Source organism: Nocardia sp. NRRL S-836 (assembly GCF_001279525.1).
In the GTDB taxonomy this organism is placed as follows: Bacteria; Actinomycetota; Actinomycetes; order Mycobacteriales; family Pseudonocardiaceae; genus Lentzea.
In genome coordinates, this window is the sequence record NZ_LGDY01000002.1 from 194125 (window position 1) to 219844 (window position 25720).

27 protein-coding genes are annotated in these 25720 nt (G+C 71.1%); 14 read left to right on the forward strand and 13 right to left on the reverse strand.

The window, feature by feature from the left end; genetic code table 11:
• The first annotated feature begins 1 nt into the window (after position 1).
• The 3 genes from ADL03_RS02990 to ADL03_RS49330 all read left to right on the forward strand — a co-directional run bounded on the left by ADL03_RS02990 (position 2) and on the right by ADL03_RS49330 (position 4782).
• Positions 2 to 1774, forward strand: a complete 1773-nt coding sequence (locus ADL03_RS02990) for an ABC transporter ATP-binding protein (protein WP_082372831.1) — start codon at positions 2 to 4, stop codon at positions 1772 to 1774.
• Complete coding sequence (locus tag ADL03_RS02995) at positions 1771 to 3612, forward strand: ABC transporter ATP-binding protein (RefSeq protein ID WP_053731794.1); 1842 nt, start codon at positions 1771 to 1773, stop codon at positions 3610 to 3612. Before ADL03_RS02990 ends, ADL03_RS02995 begins: the two co-directional genes overlap by 4 nt.
• A 555-nt stretch (positions 3613 to 4167) precedes the next feature.
• Positions 4168 to 4782 carry a DUF2537 domain-containing protein gene (locus ADL03_RS49330; protein WP_053731795.1) on the forward strand — a complete coding sequence of 205 codons (615 nt, stop codon included), beginning with the start codon at positions 4168 to 4170 and terminating at the stop codon, positions 4780 to 4782.
• Between the two features lie 9 nt (positions 4783 to 4791).
• Here ADL03_RS49330 and ADL03_RS03005 read toward each other — a convergent pair whose 3' ends face one another.
• Positions 4792 to 5583: an RNA methyltransferase gene (locus ADL03_RS03005; RefSeq protein ID WP_053731796.1), complete on the reverse strand. Its 792-nt coding sequence runs from the start codon at positions 5581 to 5583 to the stop codon at positions 4792 to 4794.
• A gap of 209 nt (positions 5584 to 5792) precedes the next feature.
• Here ADL03_RS03005 and ADL03_RS03010 point away from each other — a divergent pair, with 209 nt between their 5' ends.
• Positions 5793 to 7289, forward strand: coding sequence for a glutamate--cysteine ligase (locus ADL03_RS03010; RefSeq protein ID WP_053731797.1), 1497 nt, complete (start codon positions 5793 to 5795; stop codon positions 7287 to 7289).
• A gap of 81 nt (positions 7290 to 7370) precedes the next feature.
• Here the strand turns inward: ADL03_RS03010 and ADL03_RS03015 are convergent, their stop codons facing one another.
• Positions 7371 to 7781, reverse strand: coding sequence for a hypothetical protein (locus ADL03_RS03015; protein WP_030467775.1), 411 nt, complete (start codon positions 7779 to 7781; stop codon positions 7371 to 7373).
• A gap of 4 nt (positions 7782 to 7785) precedes the next feature.
• On the reverse strand, positions 7786 to 9429 hold the full coding sequence (locus tag ADL03_RS03020) for an ABC-F family ATP-binding cassette domain-containing protein (protein WP_053731798.1): 1644 nt from the start codon (positions 9427 to 9429) through the stop codon (positions 7786 to 7788).
• Positions 9430 to 9520: 91 nt separating this feature from the next.
• Between ADL03_RS03020 and ADL03_RS03025 the strand changes: the two genes are divergently transcribed.
• Entirely contained in the window at positions 9521 to 10141 is a 621-nt protein-coding gene (locus tag ADL03_RS03025; protein WP_053731799.1) for a superoxide dismutase, read from the forward strand.
• A 125-nt stretch (positions 10142 to 10266) separates the two neighbouring features.
• On the opposite strand, the gene ADL03_RS03030 is transcribed toward ADL03_RS03025, so the two are convergent.
• From ADL03_RS03030 to ADL03_RS03040, 3 genes are read right to left on the reverse strand one after another with little or no spacing between them, the layout of a single operon-like run.
• The gene (locus ADL03_RS03030) at positions 10267 to 11031 is read right to left on the reverse strand and encodes an ABC transporter permease (protein WP_053731800.1); all 765 of its coding nucleotides are present in this window, start codon (positions 11029 to 11031) and stop codon (positions 10267 to 10269) included.
• Positions 11032 to 11040: 9 nt separating this feature from the next.
• Positions 11041 to 11808 (reverse strand): oxidoreductase, encoded by a 768-nt coding sequence (locus ADL03_RS03035; RefSeq protein ID WP_053731801.1) that lies wholly within the window; start codon positions 11806 to 11808, stop codon positions 11041 to 11043.
• Complete coding sequence (locus ADL03_RS03040) at positions 11805 to 12182, reverse strand: nuclear transport factor 2 family protein (protein ID WP_053731802.1); 378 nt, start codon at positions 12180 to 12182, stop codon at positions 11805 to 11807. Before ADL03_RS03040 ends, ADL03_RS03035 begins: the two co-directional genes overlap by 4 nt.
• Positions 12183 to 12267: 85 nt before the next feature.
• Between ADL03_RS03040 and ADL03_RS03045 the strand changes: the two genes are divergently transcribed.
• Complete coding sequence (locus ADL03_RS03045; protein WP_053731803.1) at positions 12268 to 12858, forward strand: TetR/AcrR family transcriptional regulator; 591 nt, start codon at positions 12268 to 12270, stop codon at positions 12856 to 12858.
• Between the two features lie 9 nt (positions 12859 to 12867).
• On the opposite strand, the gene ADL03_RS49335 is transcribed toward ADL03_RS03045, so the two are convergent.
• Positions 12868 to 13131, reverse strand: coding sequence for a DUF2530 domain-containing protein (locus tag ADL03_RS49335; RefSeq protein ID WP_053731804.1), 264 nt, complete (start codon positions 13129 to 13131; stop codon positions 12868 to 12870).
• A 16-nt stretch (positions 13132 to 13147) separates the two neighbouring features.
• Between ADL03_RS49335 and ADL03_RS03055 the strand changes: the two genes are divergently transcribed.
• The 3 genes from ADL03_RS03055 to ADL03_RS03065 are packed head-to-tail and all read left to right on the forward strand — an operon-like array spanning position 13148 to position 16355.
• On the forward strand, positions 13148 to 14581 hold the full coding sequence (locus ADL03_RS03055) for an NCS2 family permease (RefSeq protein ID WP_053731805.1): 1434 nt from the start codon (positions 13148 to 13150) through the stop codon (positions 14579 to 14581).
• 39 nt (positions 14582 to 14620) lie between these two features.
• Positions 14621 to 15046 (forward strand): MarR family winged helix-turn-helix transcriptional regulator, encoded by a 426-nt coding sequence (locus ADL03_RS03060; RefSeq protein WP_053731806.1) that lies wholly within the window; start codon positions 14621 to 14623, stop codon positions 15044 to 15046.
• 58 nt (positions 15047 to 15104) lie between these two features.
• Complete coding sequence (locus tag ADL03_RS03065) at positions 15105 to 16355, forward strand: MFS transporter (protein ID WP_063798445.1); 1251 nt, start codon at positions 15105 to 15107, stop codon at positions 16353 to 16355.
• 197 nt (positions 16356 to 16552) lie between these two features.
• Here ADL03_RS03065 and ADL03_RS03070 read toward each other — a convergent pair whose 3' ends face one another.
• The 3 genes from ADL03_RS03070 to ADL03_RS03080 form a co-directional block, all read right to left on the reverse strand.
• The gene (locus tag ADL03_RS03070; protein ID WP_197288029.1) at positions 16553 to 16843 is read right to left on the reverse strand and encodes a DUF3349 domain-containing protein; all 291 of its coding nucleotides are present in this window, start codon (positions 16841 to 16843) and stop codon (positions 16553 to 16555) included.
• 77 nt (positions 16844 to 16920) lie between these two features.
• Positions 16921 to 19692, reverse strand: coding sequence for a sacsin N-terminal ATP-binding-like domain-containing protein (locus tag ADL03_RS03075; RefSeq protein ID WP_053731808.1), 2772 nt, complete (start codon positions 19690 to 19692; stop codon positions 16921 to 16923).
• The gene (locus tag ADL03_RS03080; protein ID WP_231641389.1) at positions 19689 to 20417 is read right to left on the reverse strand and encodes a DUF3027 domain-containing protein; all 729 of its coding nucleotides are present in this window, start codon (positions 20415 to 20417) and stop codon (positions 19689 to 19691) included. The genes ADL03_RS03075 and ADL03_RS03080 overlap by 4 nt, the downstream gene beginning before the upstream one ends.
• A gap of 58 nt (positions 20418 to 20475) precedes the next feature.
• Here ADL03_RS03080 and ADL03_RS03085 point away from each other — a divergent pair, with 58 nt between their 5' ends.
• From ADL03_RS03085 to ADL03_RS03095, 3 genes are read left to right on the forward strand one after another with little or no spacing between them, the layout of a single operon-like run.
• On the forward strand, positions 20476 to 21228 hold the full coding sequence (locus ADL03_RS03085; RefSeq protein ID WP_053731809.1) for a glutaminyl-peptide cyclotransferase: 753 nt from the start codon (positions 20476 to 20478) through the stop codon (positions 21226 to 21228).
• A 4-nt stretch (positions 21229 to 21232) separates the two neighbouring features.
• A complete protein-coding gene (locus tag ADL03_RS03090; RefSeq protein WP_053731810.1) occupies positions 21233 to 22747 on the forward strand; it encodes an MFS transporter in 1515 nt (504 codons plus the stop codon).
• A gap of 10 nt (positions 22748 to 22757) precedes the next feature.
• Positions 22758 to 23213, forward strand: coding sequence for a DUF2771 family protein (locus ADL03_RS03095; RefSeq protein ID WP_063798446.1), 456 nt, complete (start codon positions 22758 to 22760; stop codon positions 23211 to 23213).
• Here the strand turns inward: ADL03_RS03095 and ADL03_RS03100 are convergent.
• Both ADL03_RS03100 and ADL03_RS03105 read right to left on the reverse strand, forming a co-directional pair.
• Positions 23210 to 23794, reverse strand: coding sequence for an HD family hydrolase (locus ADL03_RS03100; RefSeq protein ID WP_053731812.1), 585 nt, complete (start codon positions 23792 to 23794; stop codon positions 23210 to 23212). The two genes, ADL03_RS03095 and ADL03_RS03100, sit on opposite strands and share 4 nt — an antisense overlap.
• A gap of 13 nt (positions 23795 to 23807) precedes the next feature.
• On the reverse strand, positions 23808 to 24197 hold the full coding sequence (locus tag ADL03_RS03105; RefSeq protein WP_053731865.1) for a cold-shock protein: 390 nt from the start codon (positions 24195 to 24197) through the stop codon (positions 23808 to 23810).
• A 124-nt stretch (positions 24198 to 24321) separates the two neighbouring features.
• On the opposite strand from ADL03_RS03105, the gene ADL03_RS03110 reads away from it, so the two are divergent.
• Positions 24322 to 24522 (forward strand): hypothetical protein, encoded by a 201-nt coding sequence (locus ADL03_RS03110; protein WP_053731813.1) that lies wholly within the window; start codon positions 24322 to 24324, stop codon positions 24520 to 24522.
• On the opposite strand, the gene ADL03_RS03115 is transcribed toward ADL03_RS03110, so the two are convergent.
• Entirely contained in the window at positions 24497 to 25111 is a 615-nt protein-coding gene (locus tag ADL03_RS03115) for an HAD family hydrolase (RefSeq protein WP_157527874.1), read from the reverse strand. The genes ADL03_RS03110 and ADL03_RS03115 overlap by 26 nt on opposite strands.
• A 52-nt stretch (positions 25112 to 25163) precedes the next feature.
• Between ADL03_RS03115 and ADL03_RS03120 the strand changes: the two genes are divergently transcribed.
• Positions 25164 to 25706, forward strand: a complete 543-nt coding sequence (locus ADL03_RS03120) for a TetR/AcrR family transcriptional regulator (RefSeq protein WP_053731814.1) — start codon at positions 25164 to 25166, stop codon at positions 25704 to 25706.
• Positions 25707 to 25720 lie beyond the last annotated feature (14 nt).

Below are 25720 nucleotides of genomic sequence, written 5' to 3' on the forward strand. Positions count from 1 at the left end.
CGTGAGCGATCAACGCAAGACGACGATCGGGACGTTGCGGAGGCTGTGGCCGTACGTGCGGCCGCACCGCGCGCGGATGACTGTCGTGCTCTCGGCGACGATGCTCGCGATGCTGTGCGGTCTCGGCATCCCGCTGCTCACCCAGCGCATCGTCGACGGACCCATCCAGAACAAGGAGACCGCGGTCCTGCCGTGGCTGATCCTGGGCGTGCTGCTGCTCGGGTTCGGCGAGGCGGGCCTGTTCTACGTGCGGCGCAAGCTCGCGGCGAGACCCGCCGCCGAGGTCGAGGCCGGCATGCGGGCGGACCTCTACCGGCACCTGCAGCGGCTGCAGGTCTCGTTCCACGACCGGTGGCAGTCGGGGCAGCTGCTCTCACGCGCCACGAACGACCTGAGCACGATCCGGCGCTTCGTGGCGTTCGCGATCGTGTTCCTCATCGTGAACAGCCTGGTCATCGTGGTCGGGATGGGCATCATCGCGGTCCTGTCGCCGTGGCTGCTGATCGTGTCGCTGTGCGGCTCACTGCCGTTGATCGTCATCTCCTACTTCTTCGAGGCGAAGTTCAAGGTCGTCGCGCGCAGGGCGCAGGACCAGGCGGGCGACCTGACCACGACCGTCGAGGAGTCGGTGCTCGGGATCCGGGTGCTCAAGGCGTTCGGGCGCGGCCCGGAGCTGTCGAAGCGGTTCCTCGCGCAGGCCCGTGAGCTGCGCTCGACCGAGCTGAGCAAGGTGTCCATCCTGGCCGCGCTGTGGTCGGTGCTGATCGTGCTGCCGGAGCTGTCGATCGCGGGCATGCTCGCCGTCGGCGCGGTCGGCATCGTCAACGGCTGGCTGACGGTCGGTTCGCTGGTCGCGGCGGTCGCGGTCAGCGCGTACCTGCGGTGGCCGATCGACTCGATCGGGTGGCTGCTGGCCGAGACGAACCAGGCCGCCTCGGCGGCCGAGCGGTACTGGGAGGTCCGCGACGTCCCGGTGACGATCACCAGCCCGGCCGCGCCGGTGCCGCTGCCGGCGCCCGTGGTCGGGCACGTGCGGTTCGAGGACGTGCACTTCGCGTTCGAGGACGGCCGCGAGGTGCTCTCCGGTGTCGACCTGGACCTGCGGCCCGGCGAGACGCTGGCGCTGGTCGGCGCGACCGGTTCCGGCAAGACGACGCTGACGGCGCTGGTGCCGCGGCTGGCGGACGTGACGGGCGGCCGCGTGACGATCGACGGCGTGGACGTGCGCGACCTGTCGCTGGACGAGCTGCGTCGGGTGGTCGGCACGGCGTTCGAGGAACCGGTGCTGTTCTCCGCGTCGGTGACCGAGAACGTGGCACTGGGCGTGCCGGACGTCGACGAGGCGCGGGTGCGGGAGGCGCTGCGGGTGGCGAAGGCCGAGGAGTTCGCGGACGCGCTGCCGTGGGGGCTCGCGACGCGCATCGGCGAGCAGGGCCTGTCGCTGTCCGGTGGCCAGCGGCAGCGGCTGGCGCTGGCCCGCGCGGTCGTCGGCAGGCCGGCGGTGCTGGTGCTGGACGACCCGCTGTCGGCGCTGGACGTGCACACCGAGGCCGAGGTCGAGGCGGCGTTGCGCCGGGTGCTGCACGGGGTGACGGCGCTGGTCGTCGCGCACCGGCCGTCGACGGTGCAGCTGGCCGACCGGGTCGCGATGCTGGTCGACGGCAAGATCGCCGCGGTCGGCCTGCACCGGGAGCTGCTGGAGACGAACGACGAATATCGGCGCCTGCTGTCCAGCACGGACGACGAACTGATCGAAGAGGAGGTGGCGTCGTGAGTGATGTTGCTGTTGCCGTGCAACAGGAAGAGGAGTGGCGCGGCGTCGCCGCCGAGGAGATCGAGGAGCTGTCGCACTCGACGGGCCTGCGCCTGCAGGCCCGGTCGCGCCGGCTGCTGGGGTCGTTGCTGCGCCCGCACGTGAAGCGCGCGTCGCTCGCGGTGGCGGCGGTGTTCGGCGGCAACCTCGCGAACCTGGCGGGTCCGCTGCTGATCGCCGCGGCGATCGACCAGGGCATCCCGGCCGCGATGGACGGTGGCGCGTCGATCCTGGTGTGGTGCGTCGCCGGGTACGCGGTCTGCGCGGTGCTGACGACGTTCCTGCGCTGGGCGTTCCTGCGGATCTCCGGCCGGGTCGGGCAGGACCTGCTGCTCGACCTGCGCGGGCGGATCTTCGAGCACTCGCAGCGGCTGTCGGTCGGCTTCCACGAGCGGTACACGTCCGGCAAGGTCATCTCCCGGCTGACCAGCGACGTCGACGCGATGCAGGACCTGCTGGAGGAGGGCCTCGACAGCCTCTTCAACGCCGCGCTGTCCGTGGTGGGCATCGCGGTGGTCCTGCTGTGGCTCGACGCCCCGCTGGCCACGGTCGTGCTGGCCGGCTTCCTGCCCGCGTACCTGATCTGGCGCTGGTTCCGCCGCCGCTCGATGGAGGCCTACCGCGGCACCCGCGGCGCCATCGCCAAGATCATCGTGCAGATCGTCGAGTCGATGAACGGCATCCGCGCGGTCCAGGCGTTCCGCCGCCAGCCGCGCAACGAGCAGATCATGACGGGCCTCAACGCCCAGTACCGCGACGCGAACACCGACGCGCTCGGCGTGATGGCGGCGTTCACCGCGACGATCCGCACGATCGGCAACGTGTCGCTGGCCGTGGTGCTGGCGTGGGGCGCGTACCGGGTGACGTCCGGCTCGCTGGAGCTCGGCGTGCTGGCCGCGTTCACCCTGTACCTGCGCCGCTTCTACGACCCGTTCGACGAGCTGGCGATGTTCGCGAACTCCTACTCGGCGGCCGCCGCGGCGCTGGAGAAGATCTCCGGCCTCCTGCAGGAGGAGCCGTCGGTGCCGGAGCCGGAGACCCCGGTCGCCCTCCCGCACGCGCGCGGCGCGATCCGGTTCGCCGGGGTGGAGTTCGCCTACCCGTCGACCTCGCGGGTGGTGCTGCCGAAGTTCACGCTGGACGTGCCCGCCGGCCAGACCGTGGCCCTCGTCGGCGCGACCGGCGCCGGCAAGACCACGCTCGCCAAACTGGTGGCCCGCTTCTACGACCCGTCCGCGGGCGCCGTGCTGCTCGACGGCGTCGACCTGCGCTCGGTCGCCGACGTGGACCTGCGTCGCGCCGTCACGATGGTGACCCAGGAGAACTTCCTGTTCTCCGGCTCGGTCGCCGACAACATCGCCCTGGGCCGCCCCGGCGCCACCCGCGCCGAGGTCGAAGCCGCCGCCGCCGAGGTCGGCGCCCACGAGTTCATCGCCGCCCTCCCCGAGGGCTACGACACCGACGTGCGCAAACGCGGCGGCCGCCTCTCCGCGGGCCAACGCCAGATGGTCGCCTTCGCGCGCGCCTTCCTGGCAAATCCCGCGGTCCTGGTCCTCGATGAGGCAACATCATCCCTCGACGTCCCCACCGAACGCGCCGTCCAAGCCGCCCTGGAAACCGTCCTGGCCGACCGAACGGCGTTCATCATCGCCCACCGCCTGTCCACGGTCCTGATCGCCGACCGCGTCCTGGTCCTGGATGGTGGCATTGTGGTGGAAGACGGCTCCCCCGCGGAGCTGATCGGTGAGCGGGGGCGGTTCGCCGCCCTGCACACGGCCTGGCGCGACTCGCTCGCGTAGGTCTGGGTCGCGTTCGCGCCAATGGGGATCTGGCGCGAACGCGATCCCACGACTGGGGGTCGCGTCGGGGGTTCGGTTTGGGTCCGTGGTCTGTCGCCTTAGGGGCGGGGTTGGGTTGCGTCCGTTGTCTGTCGCCTTGGCACCGTGGTTGATCAGGCAGGGACGGCGTTGTGGGTTCATCGCCGCTTCGCGACGATCGCGATTGGGGCTTGACTTCGAGCCTCTAGCGGGGCGATGAGTCGGCCTTAAAAAGCCGGGCATAAGGAGCCCGGCCGATCCCTACCAGGATATCGCCCCGCCCTCAAAGTCAAGCCCCAATCGCAAAACGAAGGCCTTGATACCGGTACCCGTCAAGGGAAGGTAGAAACGCCTCGCTTCGCTCGACGGGTGTTGAATGCCTGAGGTCAGGGAGGGTCGTCTCGCTTCGCTCGATCAGGGCCGTCGTCCGTGGCATCCCGCTCCTGAGGCCGAACGGCAAAGCTGCCGGGTGCAACTCGTTCTCCCTTCCCGGTCCTGTCCGATAGGTTTTGCGCCGAGACCACCGGAGGAGAATCAGTGGAGTTGCGAGTCCGGGATGGGCGCGCCGTGCTCGCCGGGGAGGACGAGACCGGCGAGCGTGAGGTCGATCCGCACACCCTTCCCCTTGGTGCTGACCTGGCTGAGGCCCTGCACGAGTGGGCGAAGGTCGCTGATGCCGTTGTGCGCAGCGAGACGCCTGCGGATGGGGTGGCCAGTGCGTTGGTCATGCGGCGGGGGAAGCAGCTTGCCGGGCGGCTTGCGGCGGTCATGAACGCGCCCGTGCGGTACCTCGATCCGGTGAGTGGTGAGCGGGTCAGCGTTGAGGCGCCGGAGGAGGAGCCGCGGGCGGAGGTCGAGGCGGAGGCCTCGGTCGAGGTGCCGGAGGAGGAGCCGGAGCCGACGCCCTGGGGGACTGGGCTCACGGTCAGCTTCATCACGGCGGCCATCGTCACCGTGACGGTCGTGTCGTTGTCGCTTGGCCTTGGGGAGACCAGCCGGTGGCTGGCGCTCGTCGCCAACGTGTTGGTGGTGGGCGGGCTTGCGCCGAGTGTGTGGCTTGGGCGCAAGGTGCCGGTGTGGCGGTGGGTGTCGTACGGCGTCGTCACCGGGGTGCTGGTGGCGTGGGTCGTGTTGATCTTGACCCTGCTCTGACGGCAACGGTTAGAGCAGGGCGTAGAAGGCCACGGCGCCCGCGGTCGCGACGTTCAGGGAGTCCACGCCGGACGACATCGGGATGCGCACGGCCAGGTCGGCGGCGGCGATGGCCTCGTCGGTCAGGCCGGGGCCTTCCGAGCCGAGGAGGACGGCCACGCGGCGGCCGCGCAAGTTGGCGTCTGCAAGATGCAGTGCGGAGGGGCGCGGGGTCAGGGCGGCAACTGTGAAACCCTTGTTCCGCAACATGTCCAGCGCCGTGGGCCACTCTTCCGTGGTAGCGAACGGCACGCGCAGGACGTGGCCCATCGACACGCGCACGCTGCGGCGGTACAGGGGGTCGCTGCAGCCTGGGCCGAGCAGGACGCCGTCGACGCCCAGGGCGGCGGCGTTGCGGAAGATCGAGCCGAGGTTCTCGTGGTCGCCGACGCCTTCGAGGACGGCGAGGCGCCGGGCGCCGGAGACCAGTGCGTCGAACGACACGGCCGGGGCGCGGTCGGCGGCGGCGAGGACGCCCCTGTTCAGGTGGAAGCCGACGACTGACGCCATGACCTCCGCTGACGTCACGTAGGCGGGAACGTCCAGGTCGGAGAGGTCGAGGGCCTCGACGCGGCGGCGGACGCCGAGCAGGCCGCGGACCGGGTACGGGGAGGTCAGCAGGCGTTCCACCACGACCACGCCCTCGGCGATCACGAGACCGCGTCCGCCCGGCCGGTCGGGCCTGCGGTCGGCCGTCGACAGGTCGCGGAAGTCGTCCAGCCGGGGGTCGGCGGGGTCGTTGATCTCGATCACTGTTGCCACGCCGGAAGTTTTGCACCCGGCCTGATGTGGAACAGGCCGGGTAGTCCGGAGGGCGGAACGCCACACGCCCGACCAGCGGATGATCGCTGGTTGTTACTCCGACGTGACAGAGAGCACCGATTTGGGCGATGTCAACCTGGTTACCGCTGTGTCACGTTGGGCGTTCCGCCTGGCCCGCGCCCACCGGCGCCGAGCGAAGGGGTAGCGGCATGGGAAGCGAAGTGTCCAGCCGCACGTTCACCAGAGACGATCGTCAGCGTTACCGCTCGAAGATGCAGCGGAGTCTGGACGCCTTGGCGACAATGCTCGCAGAAGACACGTTCTCGTTCCCCCGCAGGCAGATGGGGCTGGAGATCGAGCTGAACCTCGTCGACGACGCGATGCGGCCGGCCATGGCGAACTCCGAGGTGCTTGAGAAGATCGACGACCCCTCGTACACGCTGGAGCTGGGGCAGCAGAACCTGGAGATCAACGTCCCGCCGCGCGAGCTCGCCGGCGGTGAGATGCTCGGGCTGGAGGAGGAGCTGCGCTCGTCGCTCGACAGCGCGGACGCCAAGGCGCAGGACGTGGGCGCGAACCTCGCGATGATCGGGGTGCTGCCCACGTTGCGGCAGCGGCACTTCGACAAGAGGTGGCTTTCGGACAGCCCGCGGTACGCGCTGCTCAACGACACCATCTTCGCCGCGCGCGGCGAGGAGATGGTGCTGCACATGGAAGGCCCGGCGATGCCGGGCAAGGGTCCGGAGAAGCTGCTGAGCTACGCGGAGTCGATCCTCCCGGAGGCGGCGTGCACGTCGGTGCAGCTGCACCTGCAGGTCGAGCCGACGCACTTCGCCGCGCACTGGAACGCCGCGCAGTGCCTGGCCGGTGTGCAGGTCGCGATCGGCGCGAACTCCGCTTTCCTGCTGGGCAAGGCGCTCTGGCACGAGACGCGGATCCCGTTGTTCCAGCAGGCCACCGACACCCGCCCGGACGAGCTCAAGAACCAGGGCGTGCGGCCGCGGGTGTGGTTCGGTGAACGGTGGATCACGTCGATCTTCGACCTGTTCGAGGAGAACGTGCGCTACTTCCCCAGCCTGCTGCCGGAAACCGACGACGAGGACCCGATCGAGACCCTCGAAGCCGGTGGCGCGCCTCGGCTTTCCGAGCTGCGCCTGCACAACGGCACGATCTGGCGCTGGAACCGGCCCGTCTACGACGTCGTCGACGGCGTGCCGCACCTGCGGGTCGAGAACCGGGTCCTGCCCGCGGGTCCCACGGTGCTCGACACGATGGCGAACGCCGCGTTCTTCTACGGCACCCAGCGCGCGCTCACCGCACAGGAACGTCCACTGTGGACGCAGATGTCGTTCCAGGCGGCCGAGGAGAACTTCTACACCGGCGCGCGGCACGGCATGAACGCCCAGCTGTACTGGCCGGGCATCGGCTGGATCCCGCCGGACGAGCTGGTGCTGCGCCGGCTGCTGCCGATGGCGCACGAGGGCCTGCGCGACTGCGGTGTCTCCGACGAGGCCCGCGAACGCTACCTCGGCGTGATCGAGCAGCGCTGCCTCGCCCGGCGCACCGGGTCGTCGTGGCAGCGGGAAACCGTTGCGCTGCTGGAGGAACGCGGCATGTCCCGGGACGCGGCGCTGTCCGGGATGCTCAAGCGGTACATGGAGCTGATGCACGCGGGTGAGCCCGTGCACGCGTGGCACATCGGCTAGCAGCGCACGAAGCGGGCTTCCGGAGGGCCGGCGTCGGCAACGGCGCCGGCCACCTGATCGGTTCGCCGTGCGGCGGCTGGGCTAGCGGCGGCGGCCCGCCTTCAACGGCGCCACGTCGGCGCCGTCGTGCGAGATCCGGCACTCGTCCGGCGTCACGGCCTCGACGGCCAGCGTCAGCTCGCCCTTCACGCCCGTGTAGATCGACTCGCCGCGCGAGGCCAGTGAGGCGTGCACGCGGTTGGAGTCGGTGAAGTCGCGCTCGTCCTTCACCCGCTTCTTCCCGGTCTCCTCCGGGCGCGTGGCGCTGCGCAGGTTGACCTCGAGCCAGGCGGCGACCTCGGCGGGCGAGGTCAGCACCTCCTCGGGCGTGCGCTCCAGGCGGACCTGGCGAGGGGAGGCGTGGTCGAGCGAAGTGTGCTCCACATAGGCGTGCCAGTGGGTGTTGCGCATCGACCAGGTCTGTTCGACCGGCCAGTCCTCCTCGGTGGTCATGCTCCTATCTTCCACCCTTAGCGCGTGGAAACGTGAGGAGGTCACGCACGTTGATCTCGTGGTCCACCCGCACGGCCGAAGCGAGCCGCCGATCGTGGGTGACCAGCAGCAACGTGCCCGCGTAGGTGTCCAGCGCCTGTTCGAGCTGGTCGATAGCCGGCAAATCCAAGTGGTTCGTCGGTTCGTCGAGGACCAAACAGTTCGTGCCGCGCGCTTGCAGCAACGCCAAGCCCGCGCGGGTGCGTTCGCCGGGTGAGAGCTCGCGGGCGGGCCGCAGCACGGCGTCCGCGCCCACCCGGAACTTCGCGAGCAGCGTGCGCACCTCGACGTCCGGCAGTCCGGTCGCGTCGGCGACGATCCGCAACGCCGTCCGGTCGGCGGCGAACTCCGCGCGCAGCTGGTCGACCTCGCCGACCACGACACCGGGTCCCATCGAGCGTTCGCCGGAGTCGAGCGGGATGCGGCCGAGCAGGGCGCCCAGCAACGTCGACTTGCCCGACCCGTTCGGGCCGGTGATCCGCCACCGCTCCCCCGCGCCGATCGTGAGGTCGACCGGCCCGAGCGTCACGTCGCCGCGGCTGACGACGGCCCCGCGCAACGTGAACGTGTCGAGGCTGCCACGCCCGGCCGAGGGCAGCGACAGCCGCAGCTCCCACGCCTCGCGCGGCTCGTCGACCTCGTCCAGCCGCGCCAGCCGGCGGTCCACAACGGACGCTTTGGCGGTCAGGTTCTCGGCCGACTGCTTGCGGGCCTGGCGCAGCGGCTTGTCCGGTTCGTCGTTGCGCGCCTTGGCGCTGGTGGCGCGCCGCACGCCCTGCCGCGACCACTCCTTGACCTGCCGGCCGCGCTGCACGAGCGAGTCGCGCTGGGCGACGTAGGCCTCGTACTCCTCACGGGCGCGGCGTTGCGCGGTCGCCTTCTCCTCGACGTAGGCGTCCCAGCCGCCGCGGAACACGGTGAGGTGGTGGGTGAACTCGTCCAGCTCGGCGATCGCGGTCGTGGTGCGCGCGAGGAACTCCCGGTCGTGGCTCACGAGCACGATCGCGCCGGGGTGGCCGCGCACGTGCGACTCCAGGAGGTCGAGCCCGGCGGCGTCCAGGTCGTTGGTGGGCTCGTCGAGCAGCAGCACGTCGGCACGCGTGAGCAGCACCGCCGCCAGCCGCAGCCGCGCCTGCTGGCCGCCGGACAGCTCGTCGGGCGCACGGCCGTCGAGCAGGTCGGCGGGCAGGCCGAGGCGCTGGCAGACCGCCTCGGCGCGGTCGTCGAAGTCACCGGCACCGATGGCGGTCCAGTGGTCGAGCGCGTCCGGGTAGTCGGCGCCGCCACCGTCGGCCAGCTGCTCGGCGGCGCGCTGCAGCCAGGCTTCGGCGGCGGCGACACCGGTGCGGCGGGCGAGGTGGTCGCGCAACGACTCCCCGGCGTGGTGGAGGGTCTCCTGCGTCAGGTGCGCGACGGTCCCGGTGGCGGAGACGGTCCCGGTCTCCGGCGGGAGCTCGCCCGCGAGAACGCGCAGCAGCGTGGACTTGCCGACACCGTTCGGCGCGCTCAGGCCGACGCGGTCACCAGGCGAAACATCGAGATCGACCTCCGAGATCACGGTCCTCGGACCGAACGACAGCGACACGTTCCTGGCTGTCAGCACGGACACGCTTTCGACGGTACGGGCCCCCGCAACTGGTTAACTCGACCTTGTTGCTAGTAAGTTGCAAGAACCAATCGATTGCAATTGGGGAGATGTCATGGCCCAGTACGTGCTGCCGGATCTCGACTACGACTACGGCGACCTGGAGCCGGCGATCATCGGCGAGATCAACGAGCTGCACCACGGCAAGCACCACGCGGCCTACGTCAAGGGCGCGAACGACACGCTGGAGCAGATCGAGGAGGCCCGCGACAAGGAGAACTTCGGCGGGATCGTCGGCCTGGAGACCACGCTCGCGTTCCACCTGGCCGGGCACGCGCTGCACCAGGTGTGGTGGAAGAACCTGAGCCCGAACGGCGGCGACAAGCCGGTCGGCGAGCTGGCTGCCGCCATCGACGAGCACTTCGGCTCGTTCGACCGGTTCCGCGCTCAGCTCAACGCCGCCGCGTCGTCGATCCAGGGCTCCGGCTGGGGCATCCTCGCGTGGGAGCCGATCGGCCAGAAGCTGGTCACGCTGCAGCTCAAGGACCACCACTCGAACCTGTCGATCGCGACGACGCCGCTGCTCGCGTTCGACATCTGGGAGCACGCGTACTACCTGCAGTACCGCAACCTGAAGGCGGACTACATCAGTGCGCTGTGGAACGTCGTGAACTGGGAGGACGTCTCCGCCCGCTTCGAGGCCGCCCGCGCGGGCCAGAACGGCCTGCGGCTCTGAGGACTTCGGCGGTGGATGCTCCGACAAGCCCCGCTGCCGAACACGACGAGGCCCCCGCTCTGCCCAGAGCGGGGGCCTCGTCCGTTCCCGAACTGACTGCCGCTCCCACCACGAAGCGACGAGACTTAGGTTAGCCTAACTTCTTCTTCCTGGGAAGTCCTGCGCACCAGTCCCCTCGCGACCAGCTCGACCACGGTCGCGACGGCGGCCACCTCGACCGCGAGCAGGGCCAGGAGCACCAGCAGCTGCAACGCACCCGCCTGCCACACCGGCGCCCCGCCCAGGAGCATGCCGACGAACGCGCCCGGAAGGGTGACCAGTCCGACCGTCCTGGTCTGGTCGAGCGGCGGCAGCAACGCCTCGGCCGCCGGCTTGCGGATCAGGAACCGGACCGCCGTCGGCTCGATGAACCCGAGCGCCAGCGCCGCCTCGTACTCACCGTTGCGGTCCTTGAGGGTGTCGAGCGCCCGTCGCACGGACAGCGTGGTGGTGGTCATGGCGCCACCGATGAGGATTCCCCCGATCGGGACCAGCGCGATGCCCTTGACCGGCACCAGCCCCAGCCCGATCAGCAGGCCGAGCGCCGGCACCGTGCCGACCAGGACCGCTGCCCCCACCCAGATCCCCTGCCAGCCGGTCTTCGTGCGCGCGGCCGCCGTCGCCGTGGCCACGGTCGCCATCACCACCAGGAACGCGCCGGTGAGCCCCAGGTTGGTCAGGACGACCGTGATCACCGCGCTGACCGCGGCGAGCTGGACCACGGCGCGCAACGCCGCCTTGACGAAGGGCTTCGGCGTGGTGAGGCCGGTGGCCCAGGCGACCCCGGCGGCCGCGGCCGTGAAGACGACGCAGACGACCAGCAGCCGGACCCAGTCGGTGGTGATGACCATGCAGGGGATTTACCACCGGTCGCGGTGCGCGGCCACGAACGCCCCGAACGACCTGGGTGAACGCCCGGTGACGTCCTCGACCGTGCTGGTCACCCGGTCCTCGGCGCCGCCGGCGATGGCCTCGTCGAGCGCGGCGAGCATGACCGCGAACTCCGCCGGCACGACGCCCGCGAAGCGTTCGGCCATCTCGGCCGCGCTGACGGCGCGGTGGCGGACCGGGACGCCGGTGTGCCCGGTGATGATCGCGGCGGCGTCGGCGTAGCTGAGCGCCTCCGGGCCGGTGATCACGTGCTCGGTGTTGTGCGGGTCCCCGGTGAGCGCCGCGACGGCCACCGCGGCGATGTCATCGGCGTCCACGAACGCGACACGGCCGTCACCGGTGGCCGTGACGATCTCGCCGGCACGTACGCCGGTGGCCACCGGGTGGGTGTCGTCGACGAAGTTCTGCATGAACCACGACGGGCGCAGCACCGTCCACTCCGGCAGCTGCCTGACCAGGCGGGCGTTCGGGTCGTCCTGGACGGCGGAGGAGCTGAGCAGCACGACCCTGCGGTCGCCGGAGACGTCGAGGAAGCGCTCGACGTGCGGTGCCGGGTCGATCTCGCCGACCGGCGGGATGAGGTAGACGGCACGCGTCCCGTCGAGCACCGGCGCGTACGTCTCCGGGCGGTACCAGTCGAACCCGGTGCGACGCGAGGCGATGCGGGCCTCGGCGCCGAGCCGGTGCGCGACGCGGCTGCCGGTCGTGCCGGTGCCGCCGATGACGAGGACGGTCACGACAGCTCCGCCGCGGCCAGCGGGTTCCAGTAGTCGCGCCACTCGGCGATCCGGCCGTCGCGTTCGGTGATCACCACGACGTAGCGGTTGCGGAACGGCCTGCCGGTCGCGACGAGCTCGCCGGTCAGGTCGAACTCGGCCACCGTGACGTCCGGGTCGGCCGTCCGGTGAACGAGCCGCCAGGGGACCTCGTGGACGTCGATCATCAACGGGTAGTCGCGCAGGTAGTCGTGGACGGCCTCGCGGCCGTTGACCTCCTTCGGCCAGCCCTCGGGGGCGAACGGGAACTCCATCCGGCCGTCGTCGGCCCACAGGTCGGCGAACCCGGCCATGTCCTTCTTCAGCAGCAGGTCAAGCGCTTGGTCCAAGAGCATGTCAGGGACTTCCTCGGTCAGGACGATACGGTCACGTCTCGACCAGATTAGACGGGACGGGACCGTATCGTCCACACTTGGGTCCGTGACCAAACGCGCCCCGACCGGAGCCGCCGTCCTGCAACCGCACGTCACCGCCGCCATCTCGGAGGCGGTGCTGGACGAGCTGGCCGCGTGCGGCTACGGGCGGCTGTCGATGGAGGCCGTCGCAAAACGCGCGGGCGTCGGCAAGAGCGCGCTCTACCGGCGGTGGCCGTCCAAGCAGGACATGGTGATCGCCGTGCTGGCGGAGCTGAGCGTGCCCGCGGCGGAGGTCCCGCACACGGGATCGCTGCGGGCCGACCTGCGCGCGATGCTGCGGGCGGTGCACGACTGGCTGACGCACCACCGGATCGCGGCGATCCTGCCCGACCTGATCGCCGAGGGCGGGCGCAACCCGGCGCTGTCGGACGCGATCGCGACCGGGGTGGGGCAGCCGCGCAGGGACATCGCGTCGGAGACGCTGACGCGGGCGGTGGAGCGCGGGGAGCTGCGCGCCGACCTCAACGTGGACGTGGCGCTGGACGTGCTGGCGGGGCCGATCTACTGGCGGCTCGTGGTGCGGCACGCGCCGGTGGACGACCGGTACCTGGACGAGCTGGCGGAGTTCCTCCTGCGGGCGCTGGGCGCGGACTAGCCGCCCGGCTCAGACGTCGTCGAGGCCCTGCTGGGCGGTACGTGACCCTCGCCTCGCCGCGCGGCGTTGCCAGTAGAAGACTCCGTACCCGATGATCCCGAGCAGACCGCCGCACAGGGTCGTCCAGAGCAGGACGCCGTTCGAGCGGTCGGCGACGAGCACCACGAGAAAACCGAGGAACCACAGCGCCGTTCCCCCGAGCACAACGGGCACGGGGTCGGCCAGCCGGTGCGGCAGCGGCGGCGGGCTGGGGGCGGAGTCGCGTTCGGACACGGGGTTAGGAGACCAGATGCTGGACGGGTTCTTCAAGATTTCGGAGCGCGGCTCGACCGTGGCGCGCGAAGTGCGCGGCGGCGTCGTGACGTTCTTCACGATGGCGTACATCGTGGTGCTGAACCCGTTGATCATCGGCAGCTTCGCCCCGACGGGGCCCGGTGCGCACCCGGACGTGCTGGGCAACATCCTCCCGGTCGGCCAGGTGGCGGCGGTGACGGCGCTGGTCGCCGGCGTGATGACCATCCTGTTCGGACTGATCGCGAACTACCCGTTCGCACTGGCCACCGGCCTGGGCATCAACTCGTTCGTGGCGGTCAGCGTCGCGGCGAAGGTGTCGTGGCCGGAGGCGATGGGGCTCATCCTCGTCAACGGCGTGGTCGTGCTGCTGCTGGTCCTCACCGGCGTGCGGACCGCGGTGTTCAACGCCGTGCCGAACGAGCTCAAGGCCGCCATCGCCGTGGGCATCGGTCTCTTCATCACGTTCATCGGCCTCGTCGACGCCGGGTTCGTGCGCCGGCTGCCGGACGCCGCCAACACCACCGTGCCGGTCGGGCTGGGCATCAACGGGTCGATCGCGAGCTGGCCGACGCTGGTGTTCGTGGTCGGGCTCGTGGTCACCGGCGTGCTGTTCGCGCGCAAGGTCAAGGGCGCGATCCTGATCGGCATCGTCGGCACGGCGATCTTCGCGATCGTGCTGGAGGCGCTGGTCAAGGCGGGCCCGTCGGCCGGGACGAACGCCAAGGGCTGGAACCTCGGCTACCCCGCGCTGCCCGACAAGGTGTTCGGCGTCCCCGACCTGTCGCTGCTCGGTGACGTGTCGTTCGGCGCGTGGACGCGGCTCCCGGCGCTGGCCGCGGCGCTGATCGTCTTCACGCTGGTGCTCACGGACTTCTTCGACACCGTCGGCACGATGACCGGTCTGGGCAAGGAGGCGGACCTCATCGACGAGGACGGCCAGCTGCCGAACGTGAGCAAGGCGCTGTTCGTCGACGGCCTGGGCGCGGTGGCCGGTGGCGCGGCGTCGAGCTCGTCCAACACCGTCTTCATCGAGTCGGCGTCGGGCATCGCGGAGGGCGCGCGGACCGGTCTCGCGAACGTCGTGACGGGCGTGCTGTTCCTGCTGGCGATGTTCTTCACGCCGCTCTACGAGGTCGTTCCGATCGAGGCGGCCGCACCGGCGCTGGTGGTCGTCGGCGCGTTGATGATGATGCAGATCCGCGAGATCGACTTCGGCGACTTCACGGTGGCGCTGCCCGCGTTCCTCACGATCGTGGTCATGCCGTTCACCTACTCGATCGCGAACGGCATCGGCGCGGGCTTCGTCAGCTACGTGCTGATCAGGGCGCTGACCGGCCGGGCCCGCGGCGTGCACCCGCTGATGTGGGTCGTGGCGGCCGCGTTCATCGTCTACTTCGCACTCGGGCCGATCCAGGGCCTGCTCACCTGACGTTCGGCGTGAAACTATTTCGTGAGGTACGCTAACTACGTGGCGAACGAACAGCACGGTCTGGCGAGCAGGCTTCGGCTTGCCGTCGTGCGCCTCAACCGCCGGTTGCGGGCCCAGCGCACCAACTCGGCCGTGTCGCTGACCCAGGTGTCCGCGCTGTCCACACTGCACAAGTGCGGACCGCTGACGCCGGGCGAGCTGGCCGCCAAGGAAGGCGTGCAACCGCCGTCGATGACGCGCGTGATCGCCGCGCTGGAGGAGTTCGGCTTCGCCACGCGCAGCCCGCACCCCACCGACGGCCGTCAAGCCATCGTCGAGCTGACCGGCGAAGGCTTGTCGTACCTCGAAGACGAGATCACCGCCCGCGAGGCGTGGCTGGACAAGCGGCTGGCGGAGCTCCCCGCGGAAGAGCGGGAACTGCTCTCGAAGGCCGCCGAGATCATCGACAGGATGGCGGGGCAGTAAGGACGTGTCGGGCTACGCGGGTGGTGGAGCGGAGACTTCGTCACCTCGGCGTACCGGAATGTTCTCTTCGCTTCGCATCCACAACTACCGCCTCTACGCCTCCGGCCAGATCATCTCGCTGGTCGGCGTGTGGATGCAGCGCGTCGCCCAGGACTGGCTGGTCCTGGAGCTGACCGACGGCTCCCCCGTCGCACTCGGCTTCGCCGCGTCACTGCAGTTCCTGCCCGTCCTGCTGCTGTCCATGTGGGGCGGCGTCCTCGCCGACCGCCTGGACAAGCGCCGCCTGCTGCTGTGGCTGGAGTCCGCACTCGGCCTGTGCGCGCTGGCCCTGGGCCTGCTGGACGTGTCCGGCGTGGTCGCGCTGTGGCACGTCTACGTGCTGTGCTTCCTGCTCGGCTGCTTCTCCGCCGTGGAGACACCGGTGCGGCAGTCGTTCGTGGTCGAGATGGTCGGCCGGGAGTCGCTGACGAACGCCGTGGCCCTGAACTCGATGATGTTCAACCTGGCCCGGATCATCGGCCCCGCGATCGCGGGCCTGGCCGTGGTGGCCATCGGCACCGGCTGGGTCTTCATCGCCAACGCGGTCAGCTTCGTCGGTGTCGTGCTCGGCGTCTGGCTGATGCGGACGTCGGAACTGCAGCGGTCCGCTCCGGTACCGCGCTCCCGCGGCCAGCTGCTGTCCGGCCTGCGGTACGTGCGCAGCCGGCCGGACCTGATGACCGTGATGCTGCTGGTCTTCTTCATCTCGACGTTCGGGTTCAACTTCTACCTGACCCTGGCGATCCTGGCCCGCAACGTCTTCGGCGGCGACGCCGACGCCTACGGGTTGCTGTCGACGCTCATCGCGGTCGGAACCCTGGCCGGTGCGACGCTGGCCGCGCGCCGCAAGAAGCCGCGGATGTCGGTGTTCATCGGCTCCGGGGTGGTCTTCGGGGTGCTGGAGGTCGTGTCCGGGCTGATGCCGACGATGCTGCTGACCGGGTTGATGATGATCCCGGTCGGCGTCGCGATGATGACGTTCAACACCATCGCCAACGCGACCGTGCAGCTGGCCGTCGAGCCCGAGATGCGCGGGCGGGTGATGGGGATCTACATGCTGGTGTTCCTGGGAGGGAACCCGGTGGGCGGGCCGTTGATGGGCTGGCTCGGGGAGGTCAACGGGCGGGCGCCGGTCATCGTCGGCGGGGTGGTGTCGGTGGTGGTGACGGCGACCGCCTGGGTGATCCTGGTGCGGCGCGGGGACATCGGGCGGCCTCGGCTGCGGCGGGGGCGTGCGGAGGCGGCTGAGGGCGTGGACGTGGCCGCTTGAGTGGGTGGCCGCGACGGGGCGCTGTCGCCTGATCGGGTGAAGGTTGTCCGGAATGGGCGGGGTTGGCGTCTCTTTGAGGTCTTGAAGTAGTGGTCGTCTTCGCCCGCAGATGAGGAAACGCGTGGGGCGCCGACACGTGACGTGGATGACCCGCGACGGCACAGGCCAGGCAGGCGGTGCCGACGTCGGCCCGGTGATCAGGGTGCGTCGGGGTCCCAGCCGTGCTCGGCCAGCGCCGCGTGCACCCAGGCAACCCGCTGCCGTTCGCGTGAGGCGGTCCGCGCGGCCGCGACGACGTGGACGCCGTACGCCACGTGCCGGTCGACGCCGGTGAGGGTCTCGACGACCAGTGCGAAGTTGCGGTCGCTGCAGCCCTCCCACAACGCCGCCAGCACCACGTCGAGGTCGCCGTCCGGGATGCCGCCGGGATAGGCCGCCCGCACCTGGGCGAGCGTCTCCCGCAGCCACTGCGGTTCGAGGGCAGGCACGGTCGGCAAAGCCTTTCGAAGGTCGGCACGCGAACCCGCAGACCGACACGCTGGCCGGTGACCTGGGAGCGGTCACGTCAGCCCAGCAACGTCGCCGCCGTCGGCTCGGTGATCAGGGCGGCGAACGTGTGGCGGTCCGCCCAGCGGCCGGTCACCCACGCCAGGGCTCTCGCGAGGCCTTCCGGGGTGTCGGTGGCGTGGGGGACGTCGGCCATCCACCAGTCGACGGCCACGCCGTCGACCAGGAGGGCGTCGTGCACCACGACCACGCCGTCCGGGAGGGGGACCTCCAGCAGCTCGCAGGCCATGCGGACCGCGGCGAGGTCGTGCCACCCGACGATCTCGCCGATGTGGTCGGGCGAGCCCTCGAACTCCTCGGAGGCGAGAGCCAGGTCGAGGAGGTCGGCGAGGTCTTCCGACCCGTCGGCGAGCAGGACGCGGGACGGGGGGACGACGCCGAGGAGCCAGGGGTGGTCGAGGACCACCACGTCGTCGGCGGGGACCACGGCGCCGGAGAGGACCCGGACGTGGGTGGGTGGGGCGAAGTCGCCGTCGGGGAGGGCGGCGTGGGCGCGCAGGACCACGGCGTCGGCGATGGTGCGGGCCGGGTCGGCCAGGCGGTCCAGGACCAGTTCGGCGTCGTCGTCGTCCGCGATGTCCAGGGTGGCGCGGACGCCGGCGGCGCGCAGGACGTGCTCGGGGAGCCCGAGGTCCGGTGCCGGGTCGAAGAGGCCTTCGAGGAGGGTGGCGTCGGGGAGGCGGTACTCGCGCGGGGGCTTGCCGGCCAGGGAGGCGTGGCGGGCGATCCACCAGCCGGTGTAGCCGTCGGGTTCGGTGACGGCGCGCCAGGTCAGCGGGTCGGCGGCGAGCAGGCGCAGGGCCGCGGGCCAGTCGGCGACCAGGTCGAGGTCGCGGACGGCGAGCACGCGGGCAGGTTCGTCCGGTGCGGACGACCACCAGGCCGGTTCGTCGGCGAGGTCGTGGTCGGGGCCGGCCGGTTCGTCGTCGACCACCAGGGAGAAGCCGTCGACCACGCCGAGCGCGACCAGGGCGGTGCGCGGGTAGGTGTCGGCGACGTCCTTGGACAGCACCGGGAACGCGTCGGGCTCCAGGACGCCGACCAGCGGCGAGTCCGGGAGCAGGAGCTCGTCGGCGCGGTGCCACTCGCCGGAGGCGTCGGGCAGGGCCAGTGCGCCGAGCCACGGTTCCTCGCCCGCGCGCAGGGCGGCGCGGTCGACCAGGCGCAGGACGGTGTCGATCAGGTCGTCGGCGTCGAGGCCCGCTTCGGCGTCCTCCAGGGAGCGGGCCACGTTCTCGCGCAGCGACGGGTCGGCGAGCAGCTCGGCGGCGCCTGCCTCGACGGCGCCCAGGCGGACCAGCAGCGGGTGGACGGCGTCCGGGTGGACGACGCGCAGGCCGGGCAGGGGGTCGTCGGCGATCAGGGTGGTGCGCGGGCCGGTCACCGTGCGGCCGTCGGCCAACGGCACGGGCAGCGACTGGAGGGCCTCGCGGACGTCCGGGTCGACCTCGGCCAACGGGGCGAACGCCGCGTAGACGTCGTGCCACCAGCCGGGGTCGCCGTCGACGCCCGCCAGCGCGGACACCACCTCGGTGATCGAGACGCGCGGGACCTCCAGCGCCGCCAGGGCTTTCGCGTGCACGGGCGCGGACAGCTCGGCGTCCAGCAGGCCGGGCAGCGCGTCCTCGACGAGCTCGACCAGCTCCTCGGAGCCGACGTCCAGGACGCGGGCGCGGGCGGGTGCGATCCACTCACCGGACGCCAGCGGCAGCCATTCGGCCTCCCGCAACGCGCGCAGCACGGCGGTGCGCAGCCGGTCGTCCACTTCGGACAGCGGGAAACCGGGCAGCGGCACCAGCGCCGTGCGCTCGATGGCGGGAACGCGGGCGACCAGGGCCGGGTAGAGCGCCGCGGCCGACTCCAGCACCGACCACGCGGCGGCACCGGGCAGCACGCGGCGGCGCGAGGGTTCGACGGGCACGGTCGCGATCAGGCGGGCGGGCAGCGAGAGGCGCTCGTCGGTCGGCGTCGGGGCGTGCAGCACGTCCTCGCCGAGCCCGGTGTCGAGCGGGTACGCCCAGGTCGCGGTCCACTGCGGACGGTGTTCGACGCCCTGCACCAGTGCCGGCGGCAGCTCGCCGGAGGCCTGTTCGACCAGCCAGCGCGCCGAGCCGACGGTCACCACGCCGTCGGCGGTGACGAAGCGCTCCCACGACTGGGAGCCGATCTCGATGCGGCGCAGGCCGGGCAACGCCAGCAGCAGGTCCGGCACCTCGGCGGCGAGGTCGTCCAGGGACAGCTCGACGGTCAGCGGCAGCCGGACCTCGGTCGTGAACCCGTCCGGCACCGGCTCGGCGCACGGCCACACCAGGCGCAGCACCGGCACGTCGCCGCCGCGTTCGGCGGCCAGCTCGGGGACCTCCAGGCGGGTCCGGGCGGCGGAGAACTCCACGCCGCCGGACGTCGAGACGACCCGCGGTGCGTCGGTCACGGCCAGCACGGCCGCGAACCCGACGCCGAACTGCCCGACACCTGACTCCTTGGCCGACGCCCGCAGCGACGCCAGCGCGGCCACGCCCGCGGCGGTCAGCGGCGCGCCGGTGTTCGCGGCCCGCAGCTCACCGTCCACCAGCGTGATCCGCAACACACCCGGCGTCGCACCGGCCGCGTCGGCGGCGTTCTGGGCAAGCTCGACCAGCAGGCGGTCACGGTAGCCGCCGATGCGGAGGTCCTCCTCCGCGTTCGCGTCCTCGCGGAAGCGGGTGGGCGAACCACGCCACGCGGCGAGGACCGAGGTGCGCAGGGCCTCGGTCCCGAACGGGTCGGTCACTCCGAGACGTCCAGCTGCGCGTCGTCGTAGACCAGGTCGGCGACCGGGACCATCGGGCTCATGTCGACCTCGACCTGGGAGTGCGCGCCGCAGCCGTACTCGACGTGCACGACGTGGCCGTCGGCCGGCGCGATCTCGTTCGCGCAGACACCGAACGCGGCGCCGAACGCACCGGCCACGCGGGTGTAGAAGCCGCAGGTGCCGCAGTGCGCGGGGGCGGAGCGGGCCATGTCGGACCTCGGGCCGAAGTCGGAGGCCAGCCAGCGTTCGGCGGCGTCGAGGCGGCCCTCGCGGGACAGCACGCGCTCACGGCCGAGGCCGATCTCCAGCGCCACCTCCTCGACGGCCGGGTCGTCGGACCGGACGTGGCCGGAGACCAGGCGCGGGTCGTCCTCGCGGGCCGGGAACAGGTCGCCGACACCGAGGTCACCGGCGCGGACCCGTTCGCTCCAGGGCACCCACTCCGGCGCGACCAGCGCGTCCTGGCCGGGCAGCAGCACGACCTCGCTGACCGACACCGGGGAACCCTCGCCCGCGTAGGCGACGGTCACGGCCCAGTTCCAGCCGCGGTAGCCCGCGTGCTCGGCTTCGAAGAGGTGCGTCACCGAGAACTCGTCCTCGGCGGACACCCCGACATGTGCGCCGACGCGTTCCAACCCGGCTTCCTCCTGCGCGGCGGCGCGGGCGAGGTCAACGGCGTCGGCGAGCAGTTGCGTGGCGTTCACGAACTGAATTGTGCCGCAGGACTTCGCGCGGACGAAAACTCGTGCCACCCTCCGTGGGGTGCGCTCACCCGTCTGGCTGGTCCTCGTCGCGGTTCTCGCCGCCTGTTCGGCCCAACAGGAACCAAAACCGCAGGTAGAAGTTCTGCAAAAGATTCCGCACGACACGTCGGCGTTCACCCAGGGGTTGGAACTGGTCGACGGTGTCCTCTACGAGGGCACGGGCCTGGAGGGTCAGTCGACGATGCGGGCGCTCGACCCGGCGACCGGCGAGGTGCGCAAGAAGGTCGACCTGCCGCAGGAGCTGTTCGGCGAGGGCATCACGGTCGTCGGCGACACCGTCTGGCAGATCACCTGGCGCAACGGCGTGGCGATCGAACGCGACCGCCGGACGCTCGACGAGGTCCGGCGCGTGTCCTACGACGGCGAGGGCTGGGGCATCTGCCGTGACCAGTCACGGCTGGTGATGAGCGACGGCAGCGCGAAGCTGACGTTCCGCGACCCGAAGACGTTCGCGGCGACCGGAAGCGTGCAGGTCACGCGGGACGGCAAGCCGCTCACGCAGCTCAACGAGCTGGAGTGCGTGGGCGGCAAGGTGTGGGCCAACGTCTGGAAGACCGACGAGGTCGTGCGCATCGACCCCGCCGACGGGAAGGTCACGAACACCTACGACCTGTCGTCGCTGAAACCGCAGGGGGACGTGGACGTCCTCAACGGCATCGCGCACGTCCCGGGAACCGACGAGTTCCTGGTCACAGGCAAGAACTGGCCCACCATCTTCCGGGTGCGGTTCAACGGGATGGGGCAGGATTGACGGTGTGACGGGCGACCGCGGGTGGAGTGACGAACCGGCTCCGAAGCGCTACCCGTGGCAGGACGACGAGTACCAGCCGCGGCCGCGCCGCGGGGCGCCGTCCACGCAGGGGTCCGAGCACGGGTTCGAGCCCCCGCCGCGCCCGCAGAGCACCCGGCCGCTGCCGAACTCCGACCAGCAGACCACCCCGACGCCCAAGCCGCCGAAGAAGCTCACCGTCACCCGCGTCGCGTGGTTCCGGTCCAAGCAGCTCTCGCAGCAGGCGGTGGCGGCGTTCCGGCGCGCGGCCCACGCCGACGGCGCCGGGAAGTCCGGGATGTCGTCGGTCACCTACGCGGTGATGCTGAACTACGCGGCCGACGCGGCGATGGCCGTGGCGCTCGCGAACACGCTGTTCTTCTCCGCCGCGTCCGCGGAGTCCAAGACCAAGGTCGCGCTCTACCTGCTGATCACGGTGGCGCCGTTCGCGTTGATCGCGCCGGTGATCGGCCCGCTGCTGGACAAGGTGCAGCGCGGCCGGCGGCTCGCCCTGGCCGCGTCCTGCGTGCTGCGGATCGGGCTGGCGGTCGTGATGGCGCTGAACTTCGACAACTGGCTGCTGTACCCGGCGGCGCTGGGCAGCATGGTGCTGTCCAAGTCGTTCACGGTGCTCAAGTCCGCGATCACGCCGCGGGTGCTGCCGCCGGAGATCACGCTGTCGAAGACCAACGCGCGCATGACCGTCTTCGGGCTCGCGGCGGGTGCGGTGTTCGGTGCGTTCGCCGCGGGGTTCGCGAAGGTCTTCGGCTCGCCGGGCGCGCTGTGGTTCACCGCGGTGCTGTGCCTGGCCAACGCGTGGCTGTGCATGCGGATCCCGTCGTGGGTCGAGGTGACCGAGGGCGAGGTGCCCGCGGCGCTGCGGTCGCGCAACCCCGCCAGGCGGCCGATGTCGCGGCACATCGTGGTGTCGTTGTGGGGCAACGGTTCCATCCGGGTGCTGACGGGTTTCCTGACGTTGTTCGCCGCGTTCGTGGTGCGGGAGCAGACCGAGGGCGACGCGGTGCGGCAGCTGCTGCTCCTGGGCGTGATCGCCGGTGCCGCGGGCGTCGGCAGCTTCCTGGGCAACGCGATCGGCGCGCGCCAGCAGTTCGGCAAGCCGGACGAGGTGGTGCTCGGCTGCGTCGGCACGGCGCTGGCGGCCACGGTCGTCGCCGCGGCGCTGCCGGGCCTGGTGACCGCCGCGATCGTGGGGCTGCTCGGTGCCACGGCCTCCTCGCTGGCCAAGATCAGCCTGGACGCGGTGATCCAGGACGACCTGCCGGAGGAGTCGCGCGCGTCGGCGTTCGGCCGGTCCGAGACGATCCTGCAGCTGGCGTGGGTCTTCGGCGGTGCGCTCGGGGTGCTGCTGCCGCCGACGTTCTGGATCGGGTTCCTGGTGGTGGCGACGCTGCTGGCGCTCGGTCTGACCCAGACCTGGATGCACCGCAACGGCACGTCGTTGCTCAGGCTCGTCCGCAGGCCGGCCCCGGCCACCCCGTAGGCTGCCTGACGTGCGTCGACTTGCTTCCGTCCTGGCCGCCAGCGTTCTCGTGCTGACGGGGTGTGCGCTCCCCCGGCACTACCCGGAGGTCACCTTCCACGCGAACGGCAAGACCATCCAGGTGGAGCCCGCCGTCTACTGCGATCTGGGCGGCGAGAACTGCGCCGAGCGGGCCCAGCCCGCGAAGCTGCGGGTCCCCGCGGGCAAGGTCGTGCAGATCTCGGTGGACGGCCAGCTCGCCGACGGGCTGTGGGAGGCCGTGTTCCTGTACCGCGACGCGGCGGGCAAGGAGCAGACCACGGGCACCGGGCTGCTGGGCAAGGGCGAGAACTTCACCTACACGCTGTCGCTGCCGAACAAGACCGACCAGCTGCTGGGCATCGAGGTGCACGAGGCGGCCGCGGCGGTGCTGGAGACCGGTCAGCCGCTGCTGCGCGGGTACTGGGCGGTCGAGATCACGGCCTAACGGCGGCCGAACGCCTCCCACCACTCGCTGGGCGCGATCCGCAGGGCGCTGTCGAGCAGCGCCTTGCCCGTGTCGGTGACCACGGCCGCCTGCATGGTCTGGATGAAGCGCTCCATCTTCGACACGCCCGCGGCCTGGTACTCCCGGGCCTGCAACAGCAGTTCGAGCTTGTCGGCGTCACGGGAGCAGCGCGCTTCCGGCGTGTGGCCGATGTCCTTCGCGGCCTCGTGCTCGGCGACCAACGCCTCGATGTGCGCGGCCAGCGGCGCGGGCAGGTGCTGGACCTGGTCGCGCGCAACGGCTTCCGGCGGCACCTTCACGTCGAGGTAGAGCTTGCCGACGTACGGGATGTCGCCGGTGCGCGCCTCCGGCACGTCGTGGAACAGGCCCAGCGTCGCCGCCCGGTCCGGGTTCGCACCCTCCTGGACGGCGATCGCGTACGCCAGCACGCCCACCCGGAACGAGTGGGCGGCCACCGACTCGGGGTGCTGCACCCCGGCGAAGAGCCATCCCGCTCTGGGCAGGCGTTTGAGCTGGCCGACCTCGTAGCCGAACTCGACGATCCGATCCGCGTCAGACATGACGCCGATCCTTTTACGGATCGAGGTCCCGCGCCACCGCCCGGACGACCTCGGCGACGAGCTTCACGGTCTTCTTGTCCGACGGGTAGCGGCCGCGCCGCAGGTCGGGCTGCACCTTGTTCTCCAGCAGCTTGATCATGTCCTCGATCACGCCGTGCAGCTCCTCGGCGGGACGGCGGCGCGCCTCGGCGACGGACGGCGCCGGGTCGACCAGGCGCACGGACAGCGCCTGCGGTCCGCGGCGGCCCTCGGCCATGCCGAACTCGATGCGCTGGCCGGCTTTGAGGCCGTCGACGCCGGGGGGCAGTGCGGACTTGCGGACGTAGACGTCCTCGCCACCGTCCTGCGTGACGAACCCGAAGCCCTTCTCCGTGTCGTACCACTTGACCTTGCCGGTCGGCACCGCGCTCACCATTCCCTTGCTCTTGCACAACGAACGCGCCCCAGGCGTACCCGAGACGCGTCCCACCAGAGTAGCCAGAAGACCAGGGCGAAGGCACCTCCGTTAGCGCGACTAGGCTCAGACCATGACCGCTCCGAAGCTGCTGCCGCTGGCCATCGGCCTGTTCGCCGTCGGCGTACTGGCGATCATCGCGGTCTTCGTGCTCTTCGCCACGGGCCACAGCGACCTGCCCGTGTGGCTGAACGTCGCCGCCACCTACCTGCCCGCGCTCGGCCTCGCGCTGGGGATCATCGCCGTGGTCAGGAAGTCACGCCGGAGGTCCTGAGCCAGTCAGGGAACTCGCGCAGGTCCTCCAGCACTACCGCGGCACCCGCCTCGACCAGCTCGGCACGGCTGCACGGCCCGGTCACCACGCCCACGCCCAGCGCTCCCGCCGCCTCGGCCCCGCGCATGTCGCCGACGTGGTCGCCCACGTAGACGGCGGCGCCGTGCAGCTTGAGCGACTCGGCCTTGCCGGTGGACCACAGCTCGCCGTAGAGGTGGTCGACCTCCCAGCCCAGCGCGTCGAGGTGCAGCGCGGCGTTCTTGCGGTACTTGCCGGTGACGACCATGGTCTGGCCGCCGAGCTCGCGCACGCACGCCAGCGCCGCCGCGGCACCGGGCAGCGCGACGGTCGCGGGGATCACGACGTCCGGGTAGAGCGCGCGGAACAGCGTGATCAGGTCCGGGATCTCCTCCTCGGGCACGCCCATGTCGCGGTAGATCATGTCGAGGGGCGGGCCGAGGTTGGCGGCGAAGTGCTCGCCGTCGAGGTCGTGGCCGGTGCGGACGCCGACCTCCGTCAGCACCGCGGCCATGCCGGGTCTGGGGTCGATGAGGGTCATGTCCAGGTCGAAACCCACGGTGAGCGGCACAGAACCCGACTCTACGTCTATACAAAATCCGCAACTGTGTAAAGCTGTCCGTGTGAGTGACATCACCGAGCTCCTGATCGAGGCAGGCGCTGAACTGCTGGCGGCGCACGGTTTCCACGGGCTGCGCATGATCGAGGTGGCCAGCCGCGCGGGGGTGAGCAGGCAGACCGTCTACAACGAGTTCGGCAACAAGGAAGGGCTCGTGCAAGCGGTTGCCGCGCACCACACCGAGGAGTACCTGACCGGCATCGCGCACCGGCTCAGGCAGGACCCGGACCCGTGGGAGGCGATGCGGTCGGCGTTCCGCTTCACGTTCGAGCAGACCGAGCGGGACCGGCTCGTCTCCGCCGTGCTGACCGGGCAGGACGCCGAGGACCTGTTGCCGTTCCTCACGATCCGCGGCCACCCGGTGCTGTTCCAGGCGACCGAGGTGATCGAGCGGCACCTCAGCGAGCACTTCCCCGGCAAGCACGTGCGGTTCACCGCCGAGACGACGGTGCGGCTGGCGCTGAGCCACCTGCTGATGCCCAGCGGTGACCTCGACAGCGCGATGGACGCCGTGGTGACCGTCGCACGCACCACCATGGAGGCCTGACCTGGGTGTCACGC